This window comes from Streptomyces sp. TRM68416 (genome assembly GCF_014596915.1).
Classification (GTDB): Bacteria; Actinomycetota; Actinomycetes; order Streptomycetales; family Streptomycetaceae; genus Streptomyces.
This window is the reverse complement of record NZ_JACVWU010000007.1, coordinates 172,393-192,734: the sequence shown is the minus strand read 5'-3', so window position 1 is coordinate 192,734 and position 20,342 is coordinate 172,393. Positions and strand designations below refer to the sequence as shown.

Genomic DNA, 20,342 nt, shown 5'->3' with positions numbered 1-20,342 from the left:
GCGCTCAGTCGCCGTCCGGGAACTCGCCCGAGAAGGCGGCGGCCAGGCGCAGCCAGGGTCCCGCCTCGTCGCGCCGGCCCTGGCGCTCCAGGGTGCGGCCCAGCATCAGGTGGGCGTAGTGCTCCACCGGGTCGCGCTCGATGACCTTGCGCAACTGCTCCTCGGCGCGGCGAAGTTGGGCGGAGTGGTAGTAGGCGCGGGCCAGCAGCAGCCGGGGGCCGTTCTGCTCCGGAGCCTCCTCGACGACGTCGGCCAGCAGCCGGGCGGCGCCGATGTAGTCCTTGGCGTCGAAGAGCAGCCGAGCCCGCTCCCAGCGCTCGACGGTGGTCTCCTCGCGCGGCACTCCCACGCCGTTGTCGAACAGGTGCAGCGCGCTGGCCCAGCGGTCGGGCGCCACCCCGTCGTACGCCGGGTACTCGTTGAGGTTCTCGCTCGACTGCATCGCCTTCAACCCTTCCATGAAGTTGACACATCAACCATGCCTCTGCAACGAGCCCCGGCCCCTCACTATTCCGGCTGCGGCTCAGGCGTCGCCGTCCAGCTTCGCGACCACCCGCTCGGAGATCTGCCCCAGCGTGCGCAGTTCCGCCGGGGTGACATGGTCGAGGAACAGCGCGCGCACGGCCTCGACATGGAGCGGGGCCGCCGCCTCGATGGCCGCGCGCCCCTGCTCCGTGATCACCACGAACGCGCCGCGTCCGTCCTCGGCGCACTCCTCCCGCACCACCAGCCCGCGTCCGGCCATCCGGGCGACGTGGTGGGACATGCGGCTCTTCTCCCACTCCAGGGCCCGCGCCAGGTCCTGATGGCGGCGCCGGCCCTCGGGCACGTCGGTCAGGTTCACCAGGACCGCGAAGTCGGCGGCCGACAGATGCGACTCCGTCTGCAGCAAGCGAGCCAGACGGCCGCCCAGCTTCTCCTGGAGGCGGACGAAGCTCCGCCACGCCTGCTGCTCCTCCGGCGTCAGCCACCGCACGCTTTCCTCCATGGCGAGAGTCTAGACGTGGTTGACACTTCACCCAGGAGGCAGCCGTGCGGGGCGGGACGCGGGGGCGCGGGGGCGCGGGGGCGCGGGGGCGCGGGGGCGCCTAGAAGTTGCCGCGCTTCTCCTGCTCGCGCTCGATCGCCTCGAACAGGGCCCGGAAGTTCCCCTTGCCGAAGCCCAGTGAGCCGTGGCGCTCGATGAACTCGAAGAACACCGTGGGCCGGTCGCCGATCGGCTTGGTGAAGATCTGCAGCAGGTAGCCGTCCTCGTCGCGGTCGACGAGGATGCCGCGCGAGGCCAGTTCCTCGATGGGCACGCGGACCTTGCCGATGCGGGCGCGCAGTTCGGGGTCGGTGTAGTAGCTCTCCGGCGTGGCGAGGAACTCGATGCCCTTGGACCGCAGGATGTCGACGGTCTGGATGATGTCGTTGGTGGCGAGGGCGAGGTGCTGGGCGCCGGGGCCGCGGTAGAAGTCGAGGTACTCGTCGATCTGCGAGCGCTTCTTCGCGATCGCCGGCTCGTTGAGCGGGAACTTCACCCGGTGGTTTCCGCTGGCGACGACCTTGCTCATCAGCGCCGAGTAGTCGGTGGCGATGTCGTCGCCGATGAACTCGGCCATGTTGGTGAAGCCCATGACGCGGTTGTAGAACTCGACCCACTCGTCCATGTGGCCGAGTTCGACGTTGCCCACGACGTGGTCGAGGGCCTGGAAGAGGCGCTTGGGCTCGCCCTCGGGCTTCACGTAGCCCGAGGTGCGGGCGACGTAGCCGGGCAGGTAGGGGCCGGAGTATCGGGACCGGTCCACCAGGGTGTGGCGGGTCTCTCCGTACGTGGCGATGGCCGCGGTCCGGACCGTGCCGTGCTCGTCGGTGACGTCCTGCGGCTCCTCCAGCACGGTCGCGCCCTGCGCGCGGGCGTGCTCGATGCACTTGTCGACGTCGGGCACCTCAAGGGCGATGTCGATCACGCCGTCGCCGTGGCGGCGGTGGTGGTCGAGCAGCGGGCTGTCCGGGTCGACGCCGCCCTTGATGACGAAGCGGATCGCTCCGGAGCGGAGCACGAACGCGTGGTGGTCGCGGTTGCCGGTCTCCGGTCCCGAGTAGGCGACCAGTTCCATGCCGAAGACCACCTGGAAGTACAGCGCTGCCTGCGTCGCGTTGCCCACCGACCAGACCACCGCGTCCCAGCCGGTCACCGGGAAGGGGTCACCGTCGGCGTCGTACTCGACGAGTCCGACCAGTTGCTTGAGCTGCTGCAGGTCGAGCTCCGCCAGCCGCTCCTGGCTCGTGAGGGTCTGCTCGATGCTCATGCGTCATCCCTTTCGGTGTGCCTGCTTCCGGCGCGTGGCGGTAGGACACACCTGGTGCCCACGGCTGCACAAGAGTCACCCTGCGGGCTGTTCAAGCTGCTCAGTTTGTCTCGCTCTCAGCGGTCTCCCATATACAATTTGCTCACTCCTCGAGGGCACGCCCGGAGCGGGTCAGGCCCTGCCCGCCGCCGCCAGTCGCGCAGCCGCCTCCTTCACCCGTGCGGCGACCGCCTCGATGTCGAACTCGTGCATGGCCACCACTCCGACCGAGGCGCCCACCGTGCCCGGCACCTCGAACCCCACCGCGATCCCGGTGGCGCCCTGCTGGAGCTGTCCCGAGGTAATGCTGTAGCCCAGCTCCCGGGCCCGCACGATCTCCTCGGGCTCGTCCGGCAGGGGCGGCTGCACCGCGAGGATGGCGACACCGTTCGCCCCTCTCTCCAGCGGATGCCGCACGCCGATGCGGTAGCCGACCTGGACGGGGCCGTGCTGGACGGCCGGCTGCGCACCCGCGACGGGGACGCACTCGCGCGCACCGTGCGCCACCGTCAGGAAGGCGGACGTACCGGTGGCGTCGGCGAGCTCCTGCAGCACCGGCTGGGCCGCCCGTACCAGCTGTCCCTGGAACCGCCCCGCCAGCAGGGCGGCGCCCGCCCCGAGCCGCACCCGCTTGTCCTGCCGGGAGACGAGCGCGTGCTCCTCCAGCGTCTGCACGATCCGGTACGCGACGGCCCGGTCGATCCCGAGCTGCGCCGCCAGGTCCGCCACCGTCAGGCCGTCGGCCGCCAGAGAGATCAAGTTCAGGGCCCGAAGCCCACGGTCCAGACCTTGCAGGGTGGCCATCAACACCTCCGAGAGAACCCGCGCAGCGCCTTCGGACGCCACGTTAGGCCACGTCAAACGCCTGAGCGGGGCCCGGGAGCCCGAGCGGTGCCTTGACTGGCCCGTCTCCCGCGACCTAACTTCGACGTGTTGCTTCTGCCGCACACAAATGTGCGCTGAGCGCACAAAGGAGAGGGCCTTGCCGTACTACCACCGGGCGGGCGCGGTTCCGCCGAAACGTCACACCCAGCACCGGGACCCGGACGGGAACCTCTACTACGAGGAGCTGATGGGCGAGGAGGGGTTCTCCTCGGACTCCTCGCTGCTGTACCACCGGTACATTCCCTCGGCGGTGCGGGAGTTCCGGGTGTGGGACCTCGGGGACCAGTCGCTGGTGCCCAACCACCCCCTGGTGCCGCGCCACCTCTCCACGCACAAGCTGTTCGCGGACGGCGGGTCCGGCGTCGACGCGGTGACCGGCCGCAGGCTGCTGCTGGGCAACGACGACGTACGGCTGGCGTACGTCGTGGCCGACGCGGTCAGCCCGTACTACCGCAACGCGATCGGCGACGAGTGCCTCTACGTCGAGGCCGGGCGCGCCCGCGTGGAGACGGTCTTCGGCGACCTGACGGTCGGTGACGGCGACTATGTGATCGTGCCGCGGGCCACCACGTACCGGATCGTCCCGGACGGGACGGTACGGATCTACACCGTCGAGGCCAACTCGCACATCGGGCCGGCGCGGCGCTACCTCTCCAAGAACGGCCAGCTTCTGGAGCACGCGCCGTACTGCGAGCGCGACCTGCGCCTGCCGGACGGGCCGACGGTCGTCGAGGGCGAGGACGTCGAGGTGTACCTCAAGCACCGCGGGGCGGGGGGTGTCGTGGGGACCGTCCACACCCTGCCGCACCACCCGTTCGACGTGGTCGGCTGGGACGGCTGCCTCTACCCGTACGCGTTCAACATCCGTGACTTCGAGCCGATCACGGGCCGGGTCCACCAGCCGCCGCCGGCCCATCAGGTCTTCGAGGGCCACAACTTCGTGATCTGCAACTTCGTGCCGCGCAAGGTGGACTACCACCCGCTGGCCGTCCCCGTGCCGTACTACCACTCCAACGTCGACTCCGACGAGGTGATGTTCTACTGCGGCGGCGACTACGAGGCCCGCAAGGGCTCCGGGATCGGGCAGGGCTCGATCTCCCTGCACCCGGGCGGCCACCCCCACGGCCCCCAGCCGGGCGCGATGGAGCGGTCGATCGGGGCGGAGTTCTTCGACGAGCTCGCGGTCATGGTCGACACGTTCCGTCCCCTCCAGCTCGGCGAGGCCGCTCGCGCGACGGACGACGGCACGTACGCCTACTCCTGGGAGCAGAACCGGTGAGCGCCCCGCCGACGCCGGAGATCCCCCCGGTGCTCGCCGGGCTGTTCGACGACGCGGCGGTCTTCCCGCCCGGCAACCTGCCGGTCGAGGAGGCCGTCCGGGCCCATGTGGCGCACACACGGGGCGCCCACGCCGGGCTGGTCGGCACGTTCGTCCTCGCCGCCAAGGACGTCGACCGGCTCGCCGAGCCGACCGCGGACCTCCCCGAGGGCTCCTTCGCCCTGTCGGTGACCGTCGATCTGCCCGGCCTCGCCGACGCACTCGCCGCGGCGCGCCGGATCCCGGCCGTGCGGCCGGCCGGTCTGGAGGTCGCCGTGCCCGACGGAGTCGCCGCCGAGGCGGTCGTACCCGCCCTGGACGAGGCGCTCGACGACGACAGCGGCCTCACCGTGTACGTGGAGGTGCCGCGCGACGACCGGCGCGCGGCGCTGCTGGCCGCACTCGCCGGGACGCCGTACCTGGCCAAGTTCCGGACCGGGGGCGTACGCGCCGACCTGTACCCCGACGAGCGCGAACTCGCAGCCGCCCTCCTGGCCGCGGTGCGGGCCGGGGTGGCGTTCAAGGCGACCGCCGGACTGCACCACGCGCTGCGCAACACCGACCCGGAGACCGGGTTCGAGCAGCACGGGTTCCTCAACCTGCTCGTGGCCGCCGACGCGGCCCTGCGGGGTGCCGAGGAGGCGGAGCTGGTCCGGCTGCTGGCCGACCGCGACGGCGACCGGGTCTCCGGGCGGGTGCGCGCCCTGTCGCCCCGAGTCCGTGACCTGTTCCGCTCCTTCGGCACCTGCTCCGTCGCCGAGCCCGCCGTCGAATCGGCCGCTCTCGGCCTGCTGCCCGCCGCGACCGTCGCCGATCTCACCGAGGTGTCCGCATGACCAGCACCGTCCGACTCACCGTCCCCGCCGACTCGTTGTTCGGCCTGACCAACCTGCCCTACGGCGTCTACTCGACGCCCGGCCGGACACCGCGCGTGGCGACCCGCTACGGCGACCATGTCATCGACCTGGCCGTGCTGCTGGACGAGGACGTCTTCGCCCGGCCGAGCCTGAACGCCTTCATGGCCGAGGGCCACTCCCGCTGGGTGGAGGTGCGGGCCGCGATCGCCGAGCGGCTGCGGGGTGAGGTGCCCGCCGAGGCGGTGCACGAGCTGGGCGCGGTGACCCTGCACCTGCCGTTCGAGGTCGCCGACTACGTCGACTTCTACGCCTCCGAGCACCACGCCTCGAACCTGGGCCGGCTCTTCCGGCCCGACAACCCCGAGCCGCTGCTGCCCAACTGGAAGCATCTGCCGGTCGGTTACCACGGCCGCGCGGCCTCCGTCGTGGTCTCGGGCACCGACATCGTCCGGCCCTGCGGACAGCGCAAGGGCCCCCAGGACCCGGCACCGGTCTTCGGCCCCTCCACCCGCCTCGACATCGAGGCCGAACTCGGCTTCGTCCTCGGCACCGGCAGCGCCATGGGCGACACGATCGGCGCCGAGGACGCGGAGCGGCACATCTTCGGGGTGGTCCTCTTCAACGACTGGTCCGCGCGCGACATCCAGGCCTGGGAGTACGTCCCGCTCGGCCCCAACCTGGGCAAGTCCTTCGCGTCGACGATCTCGCCGTGGGTGGTGCCGCTGCTCGCGCTGGACGCCGCACGCGTCCCGGTCCCGCCCCAGGAGCCGGCCGTACTGCCGTATCTGCGCATGGACCAGCCGTGGGGCCTGGACATCGACCTCACGGTCGCCTGGAACGGCCAGGTCGTCTCCCGGCCGCCGTACGCCGCGATGTACTGGTCCCCCGCCCAGATGCTGGCCCACCAGACCGTCAACGGCGCCCCCTCGCGCACCGGCGACCTCTTCGCCTCCGGCACGGTCTCCGGCCCGGAGAAGGAGCAGCGCGGCGCCTTCATCGAACTGACCTGGGGCGGCAAGGAGCCCGTCACGGTGGGCGGCCGGCCGCGCACCTTCCTGGAGGACGGCGACGAGGTCGTCCTGACCGCCACGGCACCGGGCGCCGACGGGACCAGGATCGGCTTCGGCGAGGCCCGGGGCCGCATCACGGCCGGCAAGCGGCAGGCGTGACGAGCGCGACGGCGGCCCCGGACAGCGGGCTCCCCGGGGCCCTGACGGACGGGACCTGACGCGTCGGAGCGGGAGAGCCACGCCACCGCCATCGCCGAGCGCGCCTGGCCGGACGAACCACGCCACCGCCATCGCCGAACGGGCCTGGCCGGACGCTCACCGCACCCCGCCGGTGAACCGCGGCCGACAGCCCGGCAGAGCACAGCGCGCCTGCGTCCGGGGACCCGTCGCACAGCGTCGCGCGCCGGAATCCAGGGCTCCAGGGCGTCGCACGGCACCGCGCCCCCACCGGCGGCGACGAGTTGCCGCCCGCTGCGTCCGTGCCGAGCATCCGCGCCGCGGGGCGGGGAATCCTCCCGCCCCGCACGTGTTGTACCTACCGTGAGCCCTGAGACCGCAGCCGTCCGCTTCTCCGTCCTCGACCGTTCCCGCACGCACGAGGGCGGCACGCATGCCGAGGCGCTGCGCGCCACCGTGGACCTGGCGCGTGAGGTGGAGGAGCTGGGTTTCCACCGGTTCTGGGTGTCGGAGCACCACGGGGTCCCCGGGGTGGCAGGCTCCGCGCCCACCGTGCTGGCGGCGGCGGTCGCCTCGGCCACCCGCACGATCCGGGTGGGCACCGGCGGCGTGATGCTGCCCAACCACCAGCCCCTGGTCGTGGCCGAGCAGTTCGGGGTGCTGGAGTCCCTCTTCCCGGGCCGGATCGACATGGGCCTCGGGCGGTCGGTCGGGTTCACCGACGGTGTGCGCAGGGCGCTGGGCCGGGACAAGGACGACGCCGACGACTTCGCCGCCCAGCTCGACGAGTTGCTCGGCTGGTTCCGCGGCACCTCCCCCACCGGCGTCCACGCCCGCCCCGCCGAGGGCCTGGCCGTGCCGCCGTTCGTGCTCGCCATGGGCGAGGGCGCCGCCGTCGCGGCCCGCGCGGGCCTGCCCATGGTCATCGGCGACCTCCGCAACCGCGAGAAGATGCAGCGCGGCATCGACCACTACCGCGCCCATTTCCGCCCCTCCCCCTGGGCGAGCGAGCCCTACGTCGTCATCTCCGGCACGATCGCCGTAGCCGCCACCCCCGAGCAGGCCCGCCGCCTGCTCGTCCCGGAGGCCTGGTCGATGGCGTACTCCCGCACCCACGGCACCTTCCCGCCCCTGCCGCCCGCCGAGCGCATCGAGACACTCACGATGACCGCCAAGGAGCGCGGCTTCTACGAGGCCGGACTCGCCGGACACATCGCGGGCACCGAGGAACAGGTCGCCCACGAGCTGGAGACGGTCCTCAAGGAGACGGGGGCGCAGGAGGTGCTGGTCACGACGAGTACGTACGATCGAGCGGCGCTGCTGGACTCGTACCGGCGGCTGGCGGGGATCGTGAACCGAGGCGGGGTCGCCGACGAGGTGGTCGTCCGGGCCCTGAGCGGCCCGGTCGCATAGAATTGCGGAGTTTTGTCCCGGCCAGGCACGGAGAGAGCGCCGCATGCACGACCCGCACGATCCCTACGTCCGTGTCCGCGGGGCCCGTGAGCACAATCTCAAGGGTGTGGACGTCGACATTCCGCGGGACGTGCTCGCCGTGTTCACCGGGGTGTCCGGCTCGGGGAAGTCCTCGCTGGCGTTCGGCACGATCTACGCGGAGGCGCAGCGGCGGTACTTCGAGTCGGTGGCGCCGTACGCGCGGCGGCTGATCCATCAGGTCGGGGCGCCGAAGGTGGGGGAGATCAGCGGGCTGCCGCCGGCGGTCTCGCTCCAGCAGCGCCGGTCGGCGCCGACGTCCCGTTCGTCGGTCGGCACGGTCACCCACCTCTCCAACTCGCTGCGGATGCTGTTCTCGCGGGCCGGGGACTATCCGCCGGGAGCCGAGCGGCTGGACTCCGACGTCTTCTCCCCCCATACGGCCGCGGGGGCGTGCCCCGGGTGTCACGGGCTCGGCCAAGTCCACCGTACGAGCGAGGAGTTGCTGGTCCCCGACCCCTCGCTGTCGATCCGGGACGGCGCGATCGCCGCCTGGCCGGGCGCCTGGCAGGGGAAGAACCTGCGGGACATCCTCGACGCGCTCGGGCACGACGTGGACCGGCCGTGGCGGGAGCTGCCCGCCGAGGAGCGGGAGTGGATCCTGTTCACCGACGAGCAGCCGGTGGTCACCGTGCATCCGGTGCGGGACGCGGACCGGATCCAACGGCCGTACCAGGGCACGTACATGAGTGCCCGGCGGTATGTGATGAAGACGTTCGCGGACTCCAAGAGCCCGACGCTGCGCGCCAGGGCGGAGCGCTTTCTGACGAGTGCGCCCTGTCCGGAGTGCGGCGGGAGCCGGCTGCGGCCGGAGGCGCTCGCGGTGACCTTCGCGGGGCGGACGATCGCCGAGCTGGCGGCGCTGCCGTTGACCGACCTCGCCGGTCTCCTGCACGGCACGTCCGAGACGGCCCGCGTCCTCACCGAGGATCTCAGGTCCCGGATCGGCCCGGTCGTCGAACTCGGCCTCGGCTACCTGAGCCTCGACCGCGCCACCCCCACCCTGTCCGCCGGCGAACTCCAACGCCTGCGCCTGGCCACGCAGTTGCGCGCCGGCCTGTTCGGGGTCGTCTACGTCCTCGATGAGCCGTCCGCCGGGCTGCACCCGGCGGACACCGAGGCCCTGCTGACCGTGCTGGCCCGCCTGAAGTCCGCCGGGAACTCGGTGTTCGTGGTGGAGCACCACCTCGACGTGGTCCGCGGCGCCGACTGGCTCGTGGACGTCGGCCCGCGCGCGGGCGAGCACGGCGGGCGGGTGCTGCACAGCGGCCCGGTGGCGGGGCTGGCCGAGGTCGCGGAGTCGGCCACGGCCCGCTTCCTGTTCGACCGCTCCCCCACTTCCGTACGTGAAGTGCGGGACCCGCGTGGCCGGTTGAAGGTCGGGCCGGTCACCCGGCACAACCTGCGCGGGGTGAGTGCCGAGTTCCCGCTGGGCGTGTTCACCGCGGTCACGGGTGTTTCCGGATCGGGCAAGTCCACGCTCATCGGCGAGATCACCGAGGAGTCGGCGGGCGTGGGCCGCCTGGTCTGCGTCGACCAGAAGCCGATCGGCCGCACCCCGCGCTCCAACCTCGCGACCTATACCGGCCTCTTCGACGTCGTACGCAAGGAGTTCGCGGCCACCGACGCGGCACGGGAGCGCGGGTACGGTGTCGGCCGGTTCTCCTTCAATGTCGCGGGAGGGCGCTGCGAGACCTGCCAGGGCGAGGGGTTCGTCAGCGTGGAGCTGCTGTTCCTGCCCAGTACGTACGCACCGTGCCCGGACTGCGCGGGCGCGCGCTACAACCCCGAGACGCTGGAAGTCACCTACCGGGGGCGGAACATCGCCCAGGTTCTCGACCTCACGGTGGAGGCGGCGGCCGCCTTCTTCGCCGACACCCCGGCGGTGGCGCGCAGCCTCGGCACGCTGCTCGACGTCGGCCTCGGCTATCTGCGCCTCGGCCAGCCCGCGACCGAGCTGTCCGGGGGCGAGGCCCAGCGCATCAAGCTGGCCAGTGAGCTCCAGCGCGGTCGTCGCGGCCACACGCTCTACCTGCTCGACGAGCCCACGACCGGTCTCCACCCGGCCGATGTCGAGGTCCTGATGCGGCAGTTGCACGGTCTGGTCGACGCCGGGCACACCGTTGTGGTGGTCGAGCACGACATGGCCGTGGTCGCGGGCGCGGACTGGGTGATCGACCTGGGTCCCGGCGGCGGAGACGCGGGCGGCCGGATCGTGGCGGCGGGCCCGCCGGCGGAGGTGGCCGGGGTGACGGGCAGCGCCACCGCGCCGTATCTGGCACGGGTGCTGCACGGTCGCTGACCGGCCCGTCCGGCACGATCCGTTTCCCAGCCGAGGCGGATCGGACGTCCGCAGCGGGCAGGGCCGTGGACACCCTCGGATCTTACCGCCCTCTTGTGTTCGATTCATTCGACTCCTATGGTCGTCTCGCTCCCACCAATGTGCCCTGATCTGCTGTGTTGTGCGCGGAAGCGCTTCGACAATCGGATGCCGGCAGTGCCCTGATGTTCCCTCAAGGCTGGAGATGTTCATGCAATTGTCACGTCGCGGCGTCCTGATCCTGGGCGCCGGCGCGGCCGTCGCCGGAGGCCTGCCCGCGGGCTCGGCACTGGCCGCCGAGCCGGCCGCCGTGCCCTCCGCCGCAGCGGACGCCTCCGCGCGCACCGAGCGCCTGTACCTGTCCGGCGAGGACGCCGACCGCCCGGTCGACTGGGATTTCCTGTGCACCAGCGGTCGGCGCAGCGGCAGTTGGGACACCATCCCGGTGCCGTCCAACTGGGAGTTCCACGGATACGGCACGTACAACTACGGGTGGAACCTGCGCCCGGAGGAGAAGGGCCGCTACCGGCACACCTTCACCCCGCCCGCCCACTGGCGCGACAGACGTGTCTTCCTCGTCTTCGAAGGGTCGATGACCGAGACCGAGGCGTGGATCAACGGCGAGTCGGTCGGCCCCGTCCACCGCGGTGGTTTCTACCGGTTCCGGCACGAGGTGACCGACCGGCTGCGCCCCGGCCAGGACAACCTCCTGGAGGTGACGGTCAGCAAGGAGTCCACCGACGACTCCGTCAACCGGGCCGAACGCCTCGGCGACTACTGGAACTTCGGCGGCATCTACCGCCCAGTCCACCTGGAGGCGTTCCCGCTCCAGCACATCGAGCGCATAGCCGTCGACGCCCGCGCCGACGGCACCCTGCGGGTCGACGCCCACCTGTCGGGCACCGGTTCAGCCGACCGTCTGGTCGCCCGGGTCACCGACCTGTCCGGGCGCCCGGTCGGCGCCCCGTTCACCGCGGCCGTCGCCCCCGGCGACACGAAGGTGACGCTCAGGACCACGGTGAAGTCCCCCCGGCAGTGGACGGCGGAGACCCCGCACCTCTACCGCGTCGAGGTCACGCTCCGGGCGGGCGAGCGCCGTACCGTCCACCGCGTCGACGAGCGGATCGGCTTCCGCACCGTCGAGGTGCGCCCCGGCGACGGCGTGTACGTCAACGGCGTCAAGGTCATCCTCAAGGGCGCCAACCGGCACACCATCTGGCCCACGTCCGGCCGGGCGACCAGCCCGCGCATCAGCCGCAAGGACATCCTGCTGATGCGGGAGATGAACATGAACGCGGTCCGGATGGCCCACTACCCGCCGGACACGCACTTCCTCGACCTCGCCGACGAACTCGGTCTGTACGTCCTCGACGAACTGGCCGGCTGGCAGAAGTTCTACGACGAGGAGGTGGGCAGACCCCTCGTCGCCTCCATGGTCACCCGGGACGTCAACCACCCGTCGATCGTGTTCTGGTGCAACGGCAACGAAGGCGGCTGGAACACCGCCCTCGACGACGACTACGCCCGCCTCGACCCCCAGAAGCGCACGGTGCTCCACCCCTGGGCGAACTTCGGCGGCATCAACACCGACCACTACGAGAACTACGAGAGCACCCGCCGCATCCTCCAGGAGCGGGGCGACATCTTCATGCCCACCGAGTTCCTCCACGCCCTCTACGACGGCGGCGCGGGCGCGGGGCTCGACGACTACTGGAAGCTGATGGGCCACGAACGGCTGTCCGCCGGCGGCTTCGTGTGGGCACTGGTCGACGAGGGCATCGTGCGCGACGACCTCGGCGGCGCCATCGACGTGGCCGGCAACGCCGCGCCCGACGGCATCCTCGGCCCCTTCCGCGAGAAGGAGGCCAGCTTCTACACCATCAAGGACATCTGGTCCCCCGTCCAGCTCGCCGAGCCGGACCGGTTCGCCTCCGGTCTGCCGAAGGACTTCGACGGGCGGGTCCGCCTCGCCAACCACTACGGCTTCACCAACACCCGTAGCTGCCGGTTCTCCTGGCAGCTCCTGGACTTCCGCACCCCGTCGCAGCGGCAGGACGGGCACACCGTACGCGCCCGGGGCACCGCCTCCGCCCCGGACATCGCACCGGGCACCCAGGGAGTGCTGCGTCTGCCCCTGCCGTACGGCTGGCGACGCGCCGACGCCCTGGCGCTGACCGTCAGCGACGCCGACGGCCGTGAGATCCGCCGCTGGACATGGACCGTCCCGGCCGCCGCCGACCAGGCCCGGCGACTGGTGCGGGTGGGCCCGGGCCCGGCCGTGCGCGGCTCCCTCACGGCCGCCGACACGCTGACCCTCGCCTCCCGCCACACCACGGTCACGCTCGACACGACAACGGGCCTGCTGTCCGGCGTCGCCCACCGCGGGAAGGACTTCGCGCTGTCCCGCGGCCCGCTGCCCACGACCGGAACGGCCGACCTCACCGACCTGACGCACGGTCCGGACGGCGACGCCTACGTGGTGGAGGCCGAGTACTCCGGCGTCCTGCGCCGTGTCCGGTGGTGCCTGCACCCCAGCGGCTGGCTGCAGTTGGACTACCGCTACCACCTCACCGGCGAGCACGACCTCTTCGGTGTCGGCTTCGATCTGCCCGAGTCGTCGGTGACCGGCATGACCTGGCTCGGCCAGGGACCCCACCGGGTGTGGAAGAACCGCCTGCGCGGCGTGGCGACGGACGTCTGGACGAAGCAGTACAACGACACCGCGACCGGTGCCGAGGGCTGGGAGTACCCGGAGTTCAAGGGCTACCACGCGGACGTGCGCTGGGCGTCCCTGCACACCACCGCCGGACGTCTGACCATGGTCTCCGAGGACGAGAACCTCTACCTGCGTCTCCTCACGCCCCGGTTCGGACCCGACCCCCGCTTCACCGCGCCGCCCTTCCCGGACGGTGACCTGTCGTTCCTCGACGCCATCCCGGCGATGGGCACCAAGTTCCACCCGCCGGCCGATCTCGGCCCCACCGGCGGCCCCACCACGGCAACGGGTGACTACGCCCGGACCCTGTACTTCTCCTTCTCCCGGTAACACCTCCGTCCCCTTCGGCGGCAGGCGGCACACCGTGGCGCACTGTCGCCGATGGTTCGACCAGTGTTCGAAATAACGAACGTGCGGGTCGGGCCGTAGCGCACCCCCACTCCGGACGGCCCCTCCCCGGGCCGTCCGGAACCGCTCAGTCAAGGAATGAGGTCCCATGTTCAGACGTGGATTCAGCCGCAGGCAGCTGCCTGTGGTGCTCGCCGCCCTGGTCGCCTCGGCGGCGGCGCTCGTCGCCAACCCGGCCCAGGCGGCCACCAGCGGCGCCCTGCGCGGCGTCGGTGCCGACCGGTGTCTCGACGTGGCGGGCGCCGGCCAGGCGGAGGGCACGAACGTGCAGATCTGGGACTGCCACGGCGGCGACAACCAGAAGTGGACGCTGACGGACCGCAACGAGCTGAGGGTGTACGGCGACAAGTGCCTCGACGTACCCGGCCACGCCACGACGGCGGGCACCCGGCCGGTGATCTGGGCCTGCAACGGCGGCGCGAACCAGCAGTGGCGGGTGAACGCCGACGGCACGATCGCCGCCGTGGGCTCCGGGCTGTGCCTGGACGTCAGTGGCGGCGCCACGGCCAACGGCTCGGCGGTACAGCTCTGGAACTGCCACGGCGGCGACAACCAGAAGTGGGCCGGCCTGTCCGCACCCCCGGGCAACACGTGCGCCCTGCCGTCGACGTACCGGTGGAGCTCGACCGGCCCGCTGGCGCAGCCGGCGAACGGCTGGGTCGCGCTGAAGGACTTCACCACCGTGCCCTACAACGGCAAGCAGCTCGTCTACGCGACCACCTCGGACGGATCGTCGTGGGGCACCACGACGTTCGACCCCTTCACGAACTGGTCGGACATGGCGTCGGCCCGCCAGAAGGGCATGAACGAGCTCGCCGTGGCGCCCAAGCTGTTCTACTTCGCCCCCAAGAACGTCTGGGTGCTGGTCTCGAACGGCTGGGGCACCGCCTGGCCCTTCACCTACCGCACGTCCAGCGACCCCACCGACCCCAACGGCTGGTCCGCGCCGCAGGCCCTGTTCACCGGCAGCCTCCCCGAAAGCGGTCCGATCGACCCGACCGTGATCGCCGACAACCGGAACATGTACCTGTTCTTCGCCGACGACAACGGCAAGATCTACAAGTCGACGATGCCGATCGGGAACTTCCCGGCGAGCTTCGGCTCCTCGTACACCACGGTCATGAGCGACACGAAGGAACGGCTCTTCGAGGCGCCGGAGGTGTACAAGGTCCAGGGCCAGAACCAGTACCTCATGATCGTCGAGGCGATGGGCGCGAACGGCCGCTACTTCCGTTCGTTCACCGCCACCGACCTGAACGGCACGTGGACCGAGCAGGCCGGCAGTGAGAGCGCTCCCTTCGCCGGCAAGGCAAACAGCGGTGCCCTCTGGACCGACGACATCAGCCATGGTGACCTGGTCCGCAGCAATCCTGACCAGACCATGACCATCGACCCGTGCAACCTGCAGTTCCTCTACCAGGGTCGGAGCCCCGCCTCGGACGGCACCCCGTACATCGAACTGCCCTACCGTCCGGGCCTGCTGACCCTCCAGCGCTGACCCGTCCGCACCCGCACACAGGCGCACGACCCGTCCATGAGGCCCGCACGGCGCAAGCCGCTGTGCGGGCCGGGAAGGAACCCCCCATGGCCCCCGTACAAAGACGACTGTTACGTCTCCTCGCAGCCGCCGCGCTGACGCTCACGACCTGCGTCACCGCCTCCGTCGACACGACCGCCGAGGCCGCGCCGGGCAGCCCCGCGCTCACCCCTCCGCTCGGCTGGAACAGCTGGAACAGCTTCGGCTGCGGCATCACCGAGGCGCAGGTCCGCCAGGCCGCCGACGCGATGGTGTCCTCGGGCATGAAGGACGCGGGCTACCAGTACGTCGTCGTCGACGACTGCTGGTTCGATCCGCAGCGCGACGCGCAGGGCAACCTGCGGGCCAATCCGACCAAGTTCCCCAGCGGCATGAAGGCGCTCGGGGACTACATCCACAGCAAGGGCCTGAAGTTCGGCATCTACCAGGCACCCAACGAGAAGACGTGCGCCCAGGGCGTGGGCACCTACCCCGGCTCCACGGGCAGCAAGGGCCACGAGGTCCGGGACGCCAACACGTTCGCCTCGTGGGGCGTCGACTACCTCAAGTACGACTGGTGCTCCGGCAGCGGCACCCTCAGCGAGCAGGTCGCGCAGTTCACCCTCATGCGCGACGCCCTGCGCGCCACCGGCCGCCCGATCGTCTACAGCATCAACCCCAACAGCTTCCACGCCCCCACCGGCGACAAGTACAACTGGAGCGAGGTCGCCGACCTGTGGCGGACGACCGAGGACCTGCTCGACATCTGGCAGAACGGCAACACCAACAGCTATCCCATGGGCGTCGGCAACGTCCTGGACGTCACCGCGCCCCTGGCCGCCCAGTCGGGCCCGGGGCACTGGAACGACCCCGACATGCTGGTCGTCGGCCGTCCCGGCCTGACGCTGACCGAGTCCCGCTCCCACTTCGCCCTGTGGGCGCTCATGGGTGCCCCGCTCATGGCCGGCAACGACATCCGCACCATGTCCGCCGACGTCAGCGCGATCCTGCGCAACCCGCGCCTGCTGGCGGTCAACCAGGACCCGCTGGGCGCGGGCGGACGCCGGGTGCGCGACGACGGCAACACCGAGGTGTTCGCCAAGGCCCTGGCCGACGGCTCGGTCGCGGTGGGTCTGCTCAACCGGGGCGGCAGCACCACGACCGTCACCACCACGGCCGCACAGGTCGGCCTCGGCGGAAGCTCGTTCACCCTCACCGACCTGTGGACCGGCGGTACGTCGAGCACGTCCGGACAGATCTCCGCGAGCGTTCCCGCCCACGGCGTCGCCGTGTTCAAGGTGACCGGCGGAACCCCGCTGGCCGCCACCACCGCACGCCTGCGCGGTACCGGGTCCGGCCGCTGCCTGGACGTGGAGCAGGGCGCCACCGCGGCCGGGACGAGGACGCTCGTCTGGGACTGCCACACCGCCGCCAACCAGCTCTGGACCAGCTGGGCCGGCGGGGAGATCCGCGTCTACGGCGACAAGTGTCTGGACGCCTCCGACCAGGGCACCTCCAACGGCACACCCGTCGTCATCTGGCCGTGCAACGGCCAGGACAACCAGAAGTGGACCAGGCAGTCCGACGGGTCGATCCGCAACGTCCACGCCGGACTGTGCCTCGACGTCAACGGGGCCGCCACCGCCAACGGGACACCGGTCATCCTGTGGACCTGCAACGGCCAGAGCAACCAGAAGTGGACCACAACTCCGTAAACCAGTGAGGGCAGTCCCCACAACGGCAGAACCGAGCCGCGGGGGCTGCCCTCCCTGCGACCCTACTTCGGGTCGCCGTACATCACTCCGCGCCCGTTGGTCGCGAAGTAGACACGGCCGTAGACCCGCGGGTCCCCGGTGATGCTGCTGCCGGTCCAGGCGTACTGGTGCCGGTCGTCGTTGATACGGACCCAGCGCCGGCCCGCGTCGTCGGAGCGGAAGATGCCGCGCACACCGTGGATCTTGGAACTGGTGTAGACGGCCGGGTACTTGGCGCCGGGCGCGGCCTTGCCGAATCCGACGACGTCGCCCTCGTCGACCGCCTTGAACCTGGTGAAGGACGCGCCGGAGTCGGTCGACCGCCACAGCCCGTACGGGGTCGGAGTGGCGGGCTTGTCGGTGCCGCCGGCGAACCAGATGTCGCCCTCATGGCCCGGCACCGCCTTGAAGCGGACGTTCCCCGCGGTGGGCAGACCGGTCGCCGCCGTGGCCGCGAAGCTCTTGCCGCCGTCCGTGCTGAGGTAGAAGACGCCGGAGTCGTAGGCGTAGAACTTCGCCGGGTTCACCCGGTCGGAGCGCACGGGGGCCCCGGACGGCAGCCCCTTCACCGCCGTCCACGTCGCTCCGTGGTCGTCGGACCAGCTGACCGGCGCACCGGCCGGTGACCAGACGACCCGCCTGCCGTCGGCGCTGACGGCGACGGCCTGGTCCTCGGTGCCGGGCCCGGTGAGGCCCGCCGGTTCGCTGCCCGACGGGGTCCACGTCTCGCCGCCGTCGGTGGAGATGCCGAAGTGCTGGGTCCAGCCGCTGGTGGGATGGCCGACGCGCACGATGATGTGCGGTGCCAGCTCCGCGTAGTCCAGGGCAGGGGTGCCACCGAAGGTCGGGCTGTCGTACATCTTCGGCGCCTTGCCGAAGTCCGTGTGCCGGAAGCCGCCGACGTCGCCCAGCCCGGAGAAGAGGTGCGAGCGGCCGGCGGGCGGGCTGATCAGACACATGACGGCCGTCTCCTCCAACCCCTGCGCCCGTACGGACAGATGCACCGTGCCGTCACGGTCCCAGTCGGTCAGGTTGTCGGCGCCGTAGATCGTCGCGCCCGTTCCGTACATGAAGTGATCGGAGTCGAACGGGTCGATCTGGACGGACTCCATCATCCAGCCCAGCTTGGGGGTCGACGAGCCGTTCCAGGTCAGCCAGGGTGCGGCGGACATGTCGATGTCGTAGCGCTGGGTGGCGCGCTCGCCGTTCTCGTCCGCGTCCCAGACGCGGGTCCAGCTCGCGCCGCCGTCGGTGGAGCGGAAGAGGATGCAGTCGGGATGCCACTTGATCTGGGTGGACACCATCAGGGTGTCCGGGTTCTGCCGGTCGATGGTCAGGCCGCTGTAGCCGAAGTGGTTCTCGTCGCTGGTGGACGGGACCGGGCTGATGCGGGTCCAGGTGTCGGTGGCGGTGTCCAGCTTCCACACGTCGCCCTTGGCGCCGTCGTAGGGGCCGGCGGTGTCGCTGGTCGCCAGGTACAGGTAGCCGCCGACGTGGTCGAAGACCGCGTGGTGCGGGATGAAGCCGGTGGGCTGGCCGGGGACGCGTTCCCAGCTCGCTCCCGCGTCGGTCGACCGGTACAGGATGTTGTCCTTGTCGGCGACGGTGACGTAGAGGGTCCGGGTGGCTCTGCCCGCTCTGCCGGTGCGCTTGTCGAAGACGACCTGCAGTACGCCCAGGTTGTCGCCGTTGTAGCCGTCGACGTCGGAGGGGTCGGGCACGAAGTTGCCCGGGTTGGGGAAGCTGGTCACCTTCGCGAACGACTTGCCGTGGTCGGTGCTGCGCCACAGGCCGTGGCCGCCGCGCACGCCCAGGTAGAGGATCCGGTTGCGGTTGGGGTCGATCACCAGGCGCTCGCCGATGCCCCGGCCGGGCATGTTGCCGCCCAGTCGGAACGGCAGCGGTGTGGTCTTCCAGGTGCGGCCGCGGTCGGTCGAGCGGAGGATCGCCGCCAGGCTCGGGTCCCATTCGGGCATGGTGTACGTGCCCGCCGCCAGGTAGAGACGGTCCGGGTCGGTCTCGTCGGTGGCGAGACTGATGATGCCGGTGTGGCCGTACTTGTCCCAGCCGATCCAGTCGGTGAGCGGTATCCACCGCCGGGACGCCGGGTCGAGGCGGTACGCGCCGCCGATGTCGGTACGGGCGTACACCAGGCCGGGCTCGCTCTGGTTGAAGACGATGCCGGTGACGAAACCGCCGCCGACCACCTCGGCGTTGCGGAAGGTGTAGGGCGTGCGCCGGACCTTGCCGTCCGCCGCGGCGGAGGCGGCGGACGGGGCGAGGACCGGAAGTGTGGCCGCGGCCGCACCGGCGGCCAGCAGTCCTCGGCGGGAGAGGTGGTGCGGGACAGGGGTCATGCGGGGATCCGTGCCTTTCGGGTACGCGGGTGCGGTGAGGCGGCGGACGCGTCAACTGCCCGCGCCCGCCCGGTAGTTGAGGGTCCGTCAGCCGGCGGCGAGAGTGGTCCACTTCTGGTTGGAGCCGCCGTGGCAGTCCCACAGCTGGAGCTGTGTGCCGTCGGCCGTGGAGGCGCCCGGAACGTCCAGGCAGCGGCCGGAGGCGGGGTTGCGGTAGCCGCCGTCGTAGGGCTGCCAGACCTGGTTGGCGCCGCCGTGGCAGGACCAGAGCTGCACCTTGGTGCCATTGGCCGTGCCCCAGCCGGCGGCGTCGAGGCACTTGCCCATGGAGCGCAGGGTGCCGTCGGTGTAGAGCGACCAGAGCTGGTTGGCGCCGCTGCCGCAGGCCCACGTCTGGACGGCGGTCCCGTCGGCGGTGCCCGCGCCGCTGACGTCGAGGCACTTGCCGGCGAGGCCGGAGCGCACGCTCGCGGCGGCGGGCGCGGGGTTCCGCAGCCAGCCGGCGCTGTCCGCGGTGCGGATGCCGCGGTGGAAGGCGTCGGCCATCTTCTGGTAGCCCGCGTCGTTGGGATGCAGGGCGTCGGCGAGATCGGCCGTGGTCAGGGCGCTCATGTCGACGTGGGCGACCTTCTTGCCCGCGGCCTGCGCGTCCCGCACGATCTGGGGAATGGCTTGGTTGTACGCGGCGCGGTACTGCTCCTCCGAGCCGCTGGTGGACACGACGAGGGAGGCCACCAGGACGGTCGCGTCGGGGGCGGCGGCGGTGATCTGGGTGACCAGGTTCCGCAGCCGGGTGGTGGCGGTGGACACCTGGTGGGACCGGTCGAGGTCGTTGGTGCCGATGTGCAGCGTCACGACGTTGGGCCGGTAGCGGGTCAGCGAGGCGTCGGCGAGTGCGGCGATCTGCTCGATGAGGTATCCGGAGTGGCCCTGGTTGTCGGGGTCGGACATCGAACCGCCCCGCAACGTGCCGACGAAGTCCAGCGGATGACCGTCCGCCGCGAGCCTGTCCCACAACGGCCCCCGGTAGCCGTTGCCGTTACTGCTCCCCACCCCCCAGGTGATCGAGTCACCCAACGGCATGACCCGCAAGGGCGTGTCGGAGGCGGCCGAGGCGGGAGCCGCCCCCGCCGTGGTCACGCCGAGCGCGGCGGCGACCAGCATGACCAGGGTCGAGATCCAGGTCTTTCTCATACGGGT

14 protein-coding genes are annotated in these 20,342 nt (G+C 71.3%); 8 read left to right on the top strand and 6 right to left on the bottom strand.

Annotated elements, in window-relative coordinates; genetic code table 11:
• Positions 1 to 4 precede the first annotated feature (4 nt).
• From ICC28_RS14100 to ICC28_RS14085, 4 genes are all read right to left on the bottom strand, one after another.
• The gene (locus ICC28_RS14100) at positions 5 to 442 is read right to left on the bottom strand and encodes a tetratricopeptide repeat protein (protein ID WP_188288988.1); all 438 of its coding nucleotides are present in this window, start codon (positions 440 to 442) and stop codon (positions 5 to 7) included.
• Positions 443 to 523: 81 nt separating this feature from the next.
• The gene (locus tag ICC28_RS14095; RefSeq protein WP_188288872.1) at positions 524 to 988 is read right to left on the bottom strand and encodes a MarR family winged helix-turn-helix transcriptional regulator; all 465 of its coding nucleotides are present in this window, start codon (positions 986 to 988) and stop codon (positions 524 to 526) included.
• Positions 989 to 1,088: 100 nt separating this feature from the next.
• A complete protein-coding gene (gene hppD, locus ICC28_RS14090; protein WP_188288871.1) occupies positions 1,089 to 2,294 on the bottom strand; it encodes a 4-hydroxyphenylpyruvate dioxygenase in 1,206 nt (401 codons plus the stop codon).
• A 171-nt stretch (positions 2,295 to 2,465) separates the two neighbouring features.
• Positions 2,466 to 3,137: an IclR family transcriptional regulator gene (locus ICC28_RS14085; RefSeq protein ID WP_188288870.1), complete on the bottom strand. Its 672-nt coding sequence runs from the start codon at positions 3,135 to 3,137 to the stop codon at positions 2,466 to 2,468.
• Positions 3,138 to 3,315: 178 nt separating this feature from the next.
• Between ICC28_RS14085 and ICC28_RS14080 the strand changes: the two genes are divergently transcribed.
• The 8 genes from ICC28_RS14080 to ICC28_RS14045 all read left to right on the top strand — a co-directional run bounded on the left by ICC28_RS14080 (position 3,316) and on the right by ICC28_RS14045 (position 16,746).
• Positions 3,316 to 4,497: a homogentisate 1,2-dioxygenase gene (locus ICC28_RS14080; RefSeq protein WP_188288869.1), complete on the top strand. Its 1,182-nt coding sequence runs from the start codon at positions 3,316 to 3,318 to the stop codon at positions 4,495 to 4,497.
• The gene (locus ICC28_RS14075; protein ID WP_188288868.1) at positions 4,494 to 5,372 is read left to right on the top strand and encodes a hypothetical protein; all 879 of its coding nucleotides are present in this window, start codon (positions 4,494 to 4,496) and stop codon (positions 5,370 to 5,372) included. Before ICC28_RS14080 ends, ICC28_RS14075 begins: the two co-directional genes overlap by 4 nt.
• On the top strand, positions 5,369 to 6,562 hold the full coding sequence (fahA, locus tag ICC28_RS14070; RefSeq protein WP_188288867.1) for a fumarylacetoacetase: 1,194 nt from the start codon (positions 5,369 to 5,371) through the stop codon (positions 6,560 to 6,562). The genes ICC28_RS14075 and fahA overlap by 4 nt, the downstream gene beginning before the upstream one ends.
• 381 nt (positions 6,563 to 6,943) lie before the next feature.
• Positions 6,944 to 7,993 carry an LLM class flavin-dependent oxidoreductase gene (locus ICC28_RS14065; protein WP_188288866.1) on the top strand — a complete coding sequence of 350 codons (1,050 nt, stop codon included), beginning with the start codon at positions 6,944 to 6,946 and terminating at the stop codon, positions 7,991 to 7,993.
• 43 nt (positions 7,994 to 8,036) lie between these two features.
• The gene (locus ICC28_RS14060) at positions 8,037 to 10,373 is read left to right on the top strand and encodes an ATP-binding cassette domain-containing protein (protein ID WP_188288865.1); all 2,337 of its coding nucleotides are present in this window, start codon (positions 8,037 to 8,039) and stop codon (positions 10,371 to 10,373) included.
• Positions 10,374 to 10,602: 229 nt separating this feature from the next.
• On the top strand, positions 10,603 to 13,437 hold the full coding sequence (locus tag ICC28_RS14055) for a glycoside hydrolase family 2 TIM barrel-domain containing protein (RefSeq protein ID WP_262928469.1): 2,835 nt from the start codon (positions 10,603 to 10,605) through the stop codon (positions 13,435 to 13,437).
• A 166-nt stretch (positions 13,438 to 13,603) separates the two neighbouring features.
• Positions 13,604 to 15,013 carry a non-reducing end alpha-L-arabinofuranosidase family hydrolase gene (locus ICC28_RS14050; protein WP_188288864.1) on the top strand — a complete coding sequence of 470 codons (1,410 nt, stop codon included), beginning with the start codon at positions 13,604 to 13,606 and terminating at the stop codon, positions 15,011 to 15,013.
• A gap of 86 nt (positions 15,014 to 15,099) precedes the next feature.
• A complete protein-coding gene (locus ICC28_RS14045; RefSeq protein ID WP_188288863.1) occupies positions 15,100 to 16,746 on the top strand; it encodes a glycoside hydrolase family 27 protein in 1,647 nt (548 codons plus the stop codon).
• A gap of 62 nt (positions 16,747 to 16,808) precedes the next feature.
• Here ICC28_RS14045 and ICC28_RS14040 read toward each other — a convergent pair whose 3' ends face one another.
• Together ICC28_RS14040 and ICC28_RS14035 are read right to left on the bottom strand one after the other, a co-directional pair.
• Positions 16,809 to 19,142, bottom strand: a complete 2,334-nt coding sequence (locus tag ICC28_RS14040; protein WP_188288862.1) for a sialidase family protein — start codon at positions 19,140 to 19,142, stop codon at positions 16,809 to 16,811.
• Between the two features lie 87 nt (positions 19,143 to 19,229).
• Positions 19,230 to 20,336, bottom strand: a complete 1,107-nt coding sequence (locus ICC28_RS14035; RefSeq protein WP_188288861.1) for a ricin-type beta-trefoil lectin domain protein — start codon at positions 20,334 to 20,336, stop codon at positions 19,230 to 19,232.
• Positions 20,337 to 20,342 lie beyond the last annotated feature (6 nt).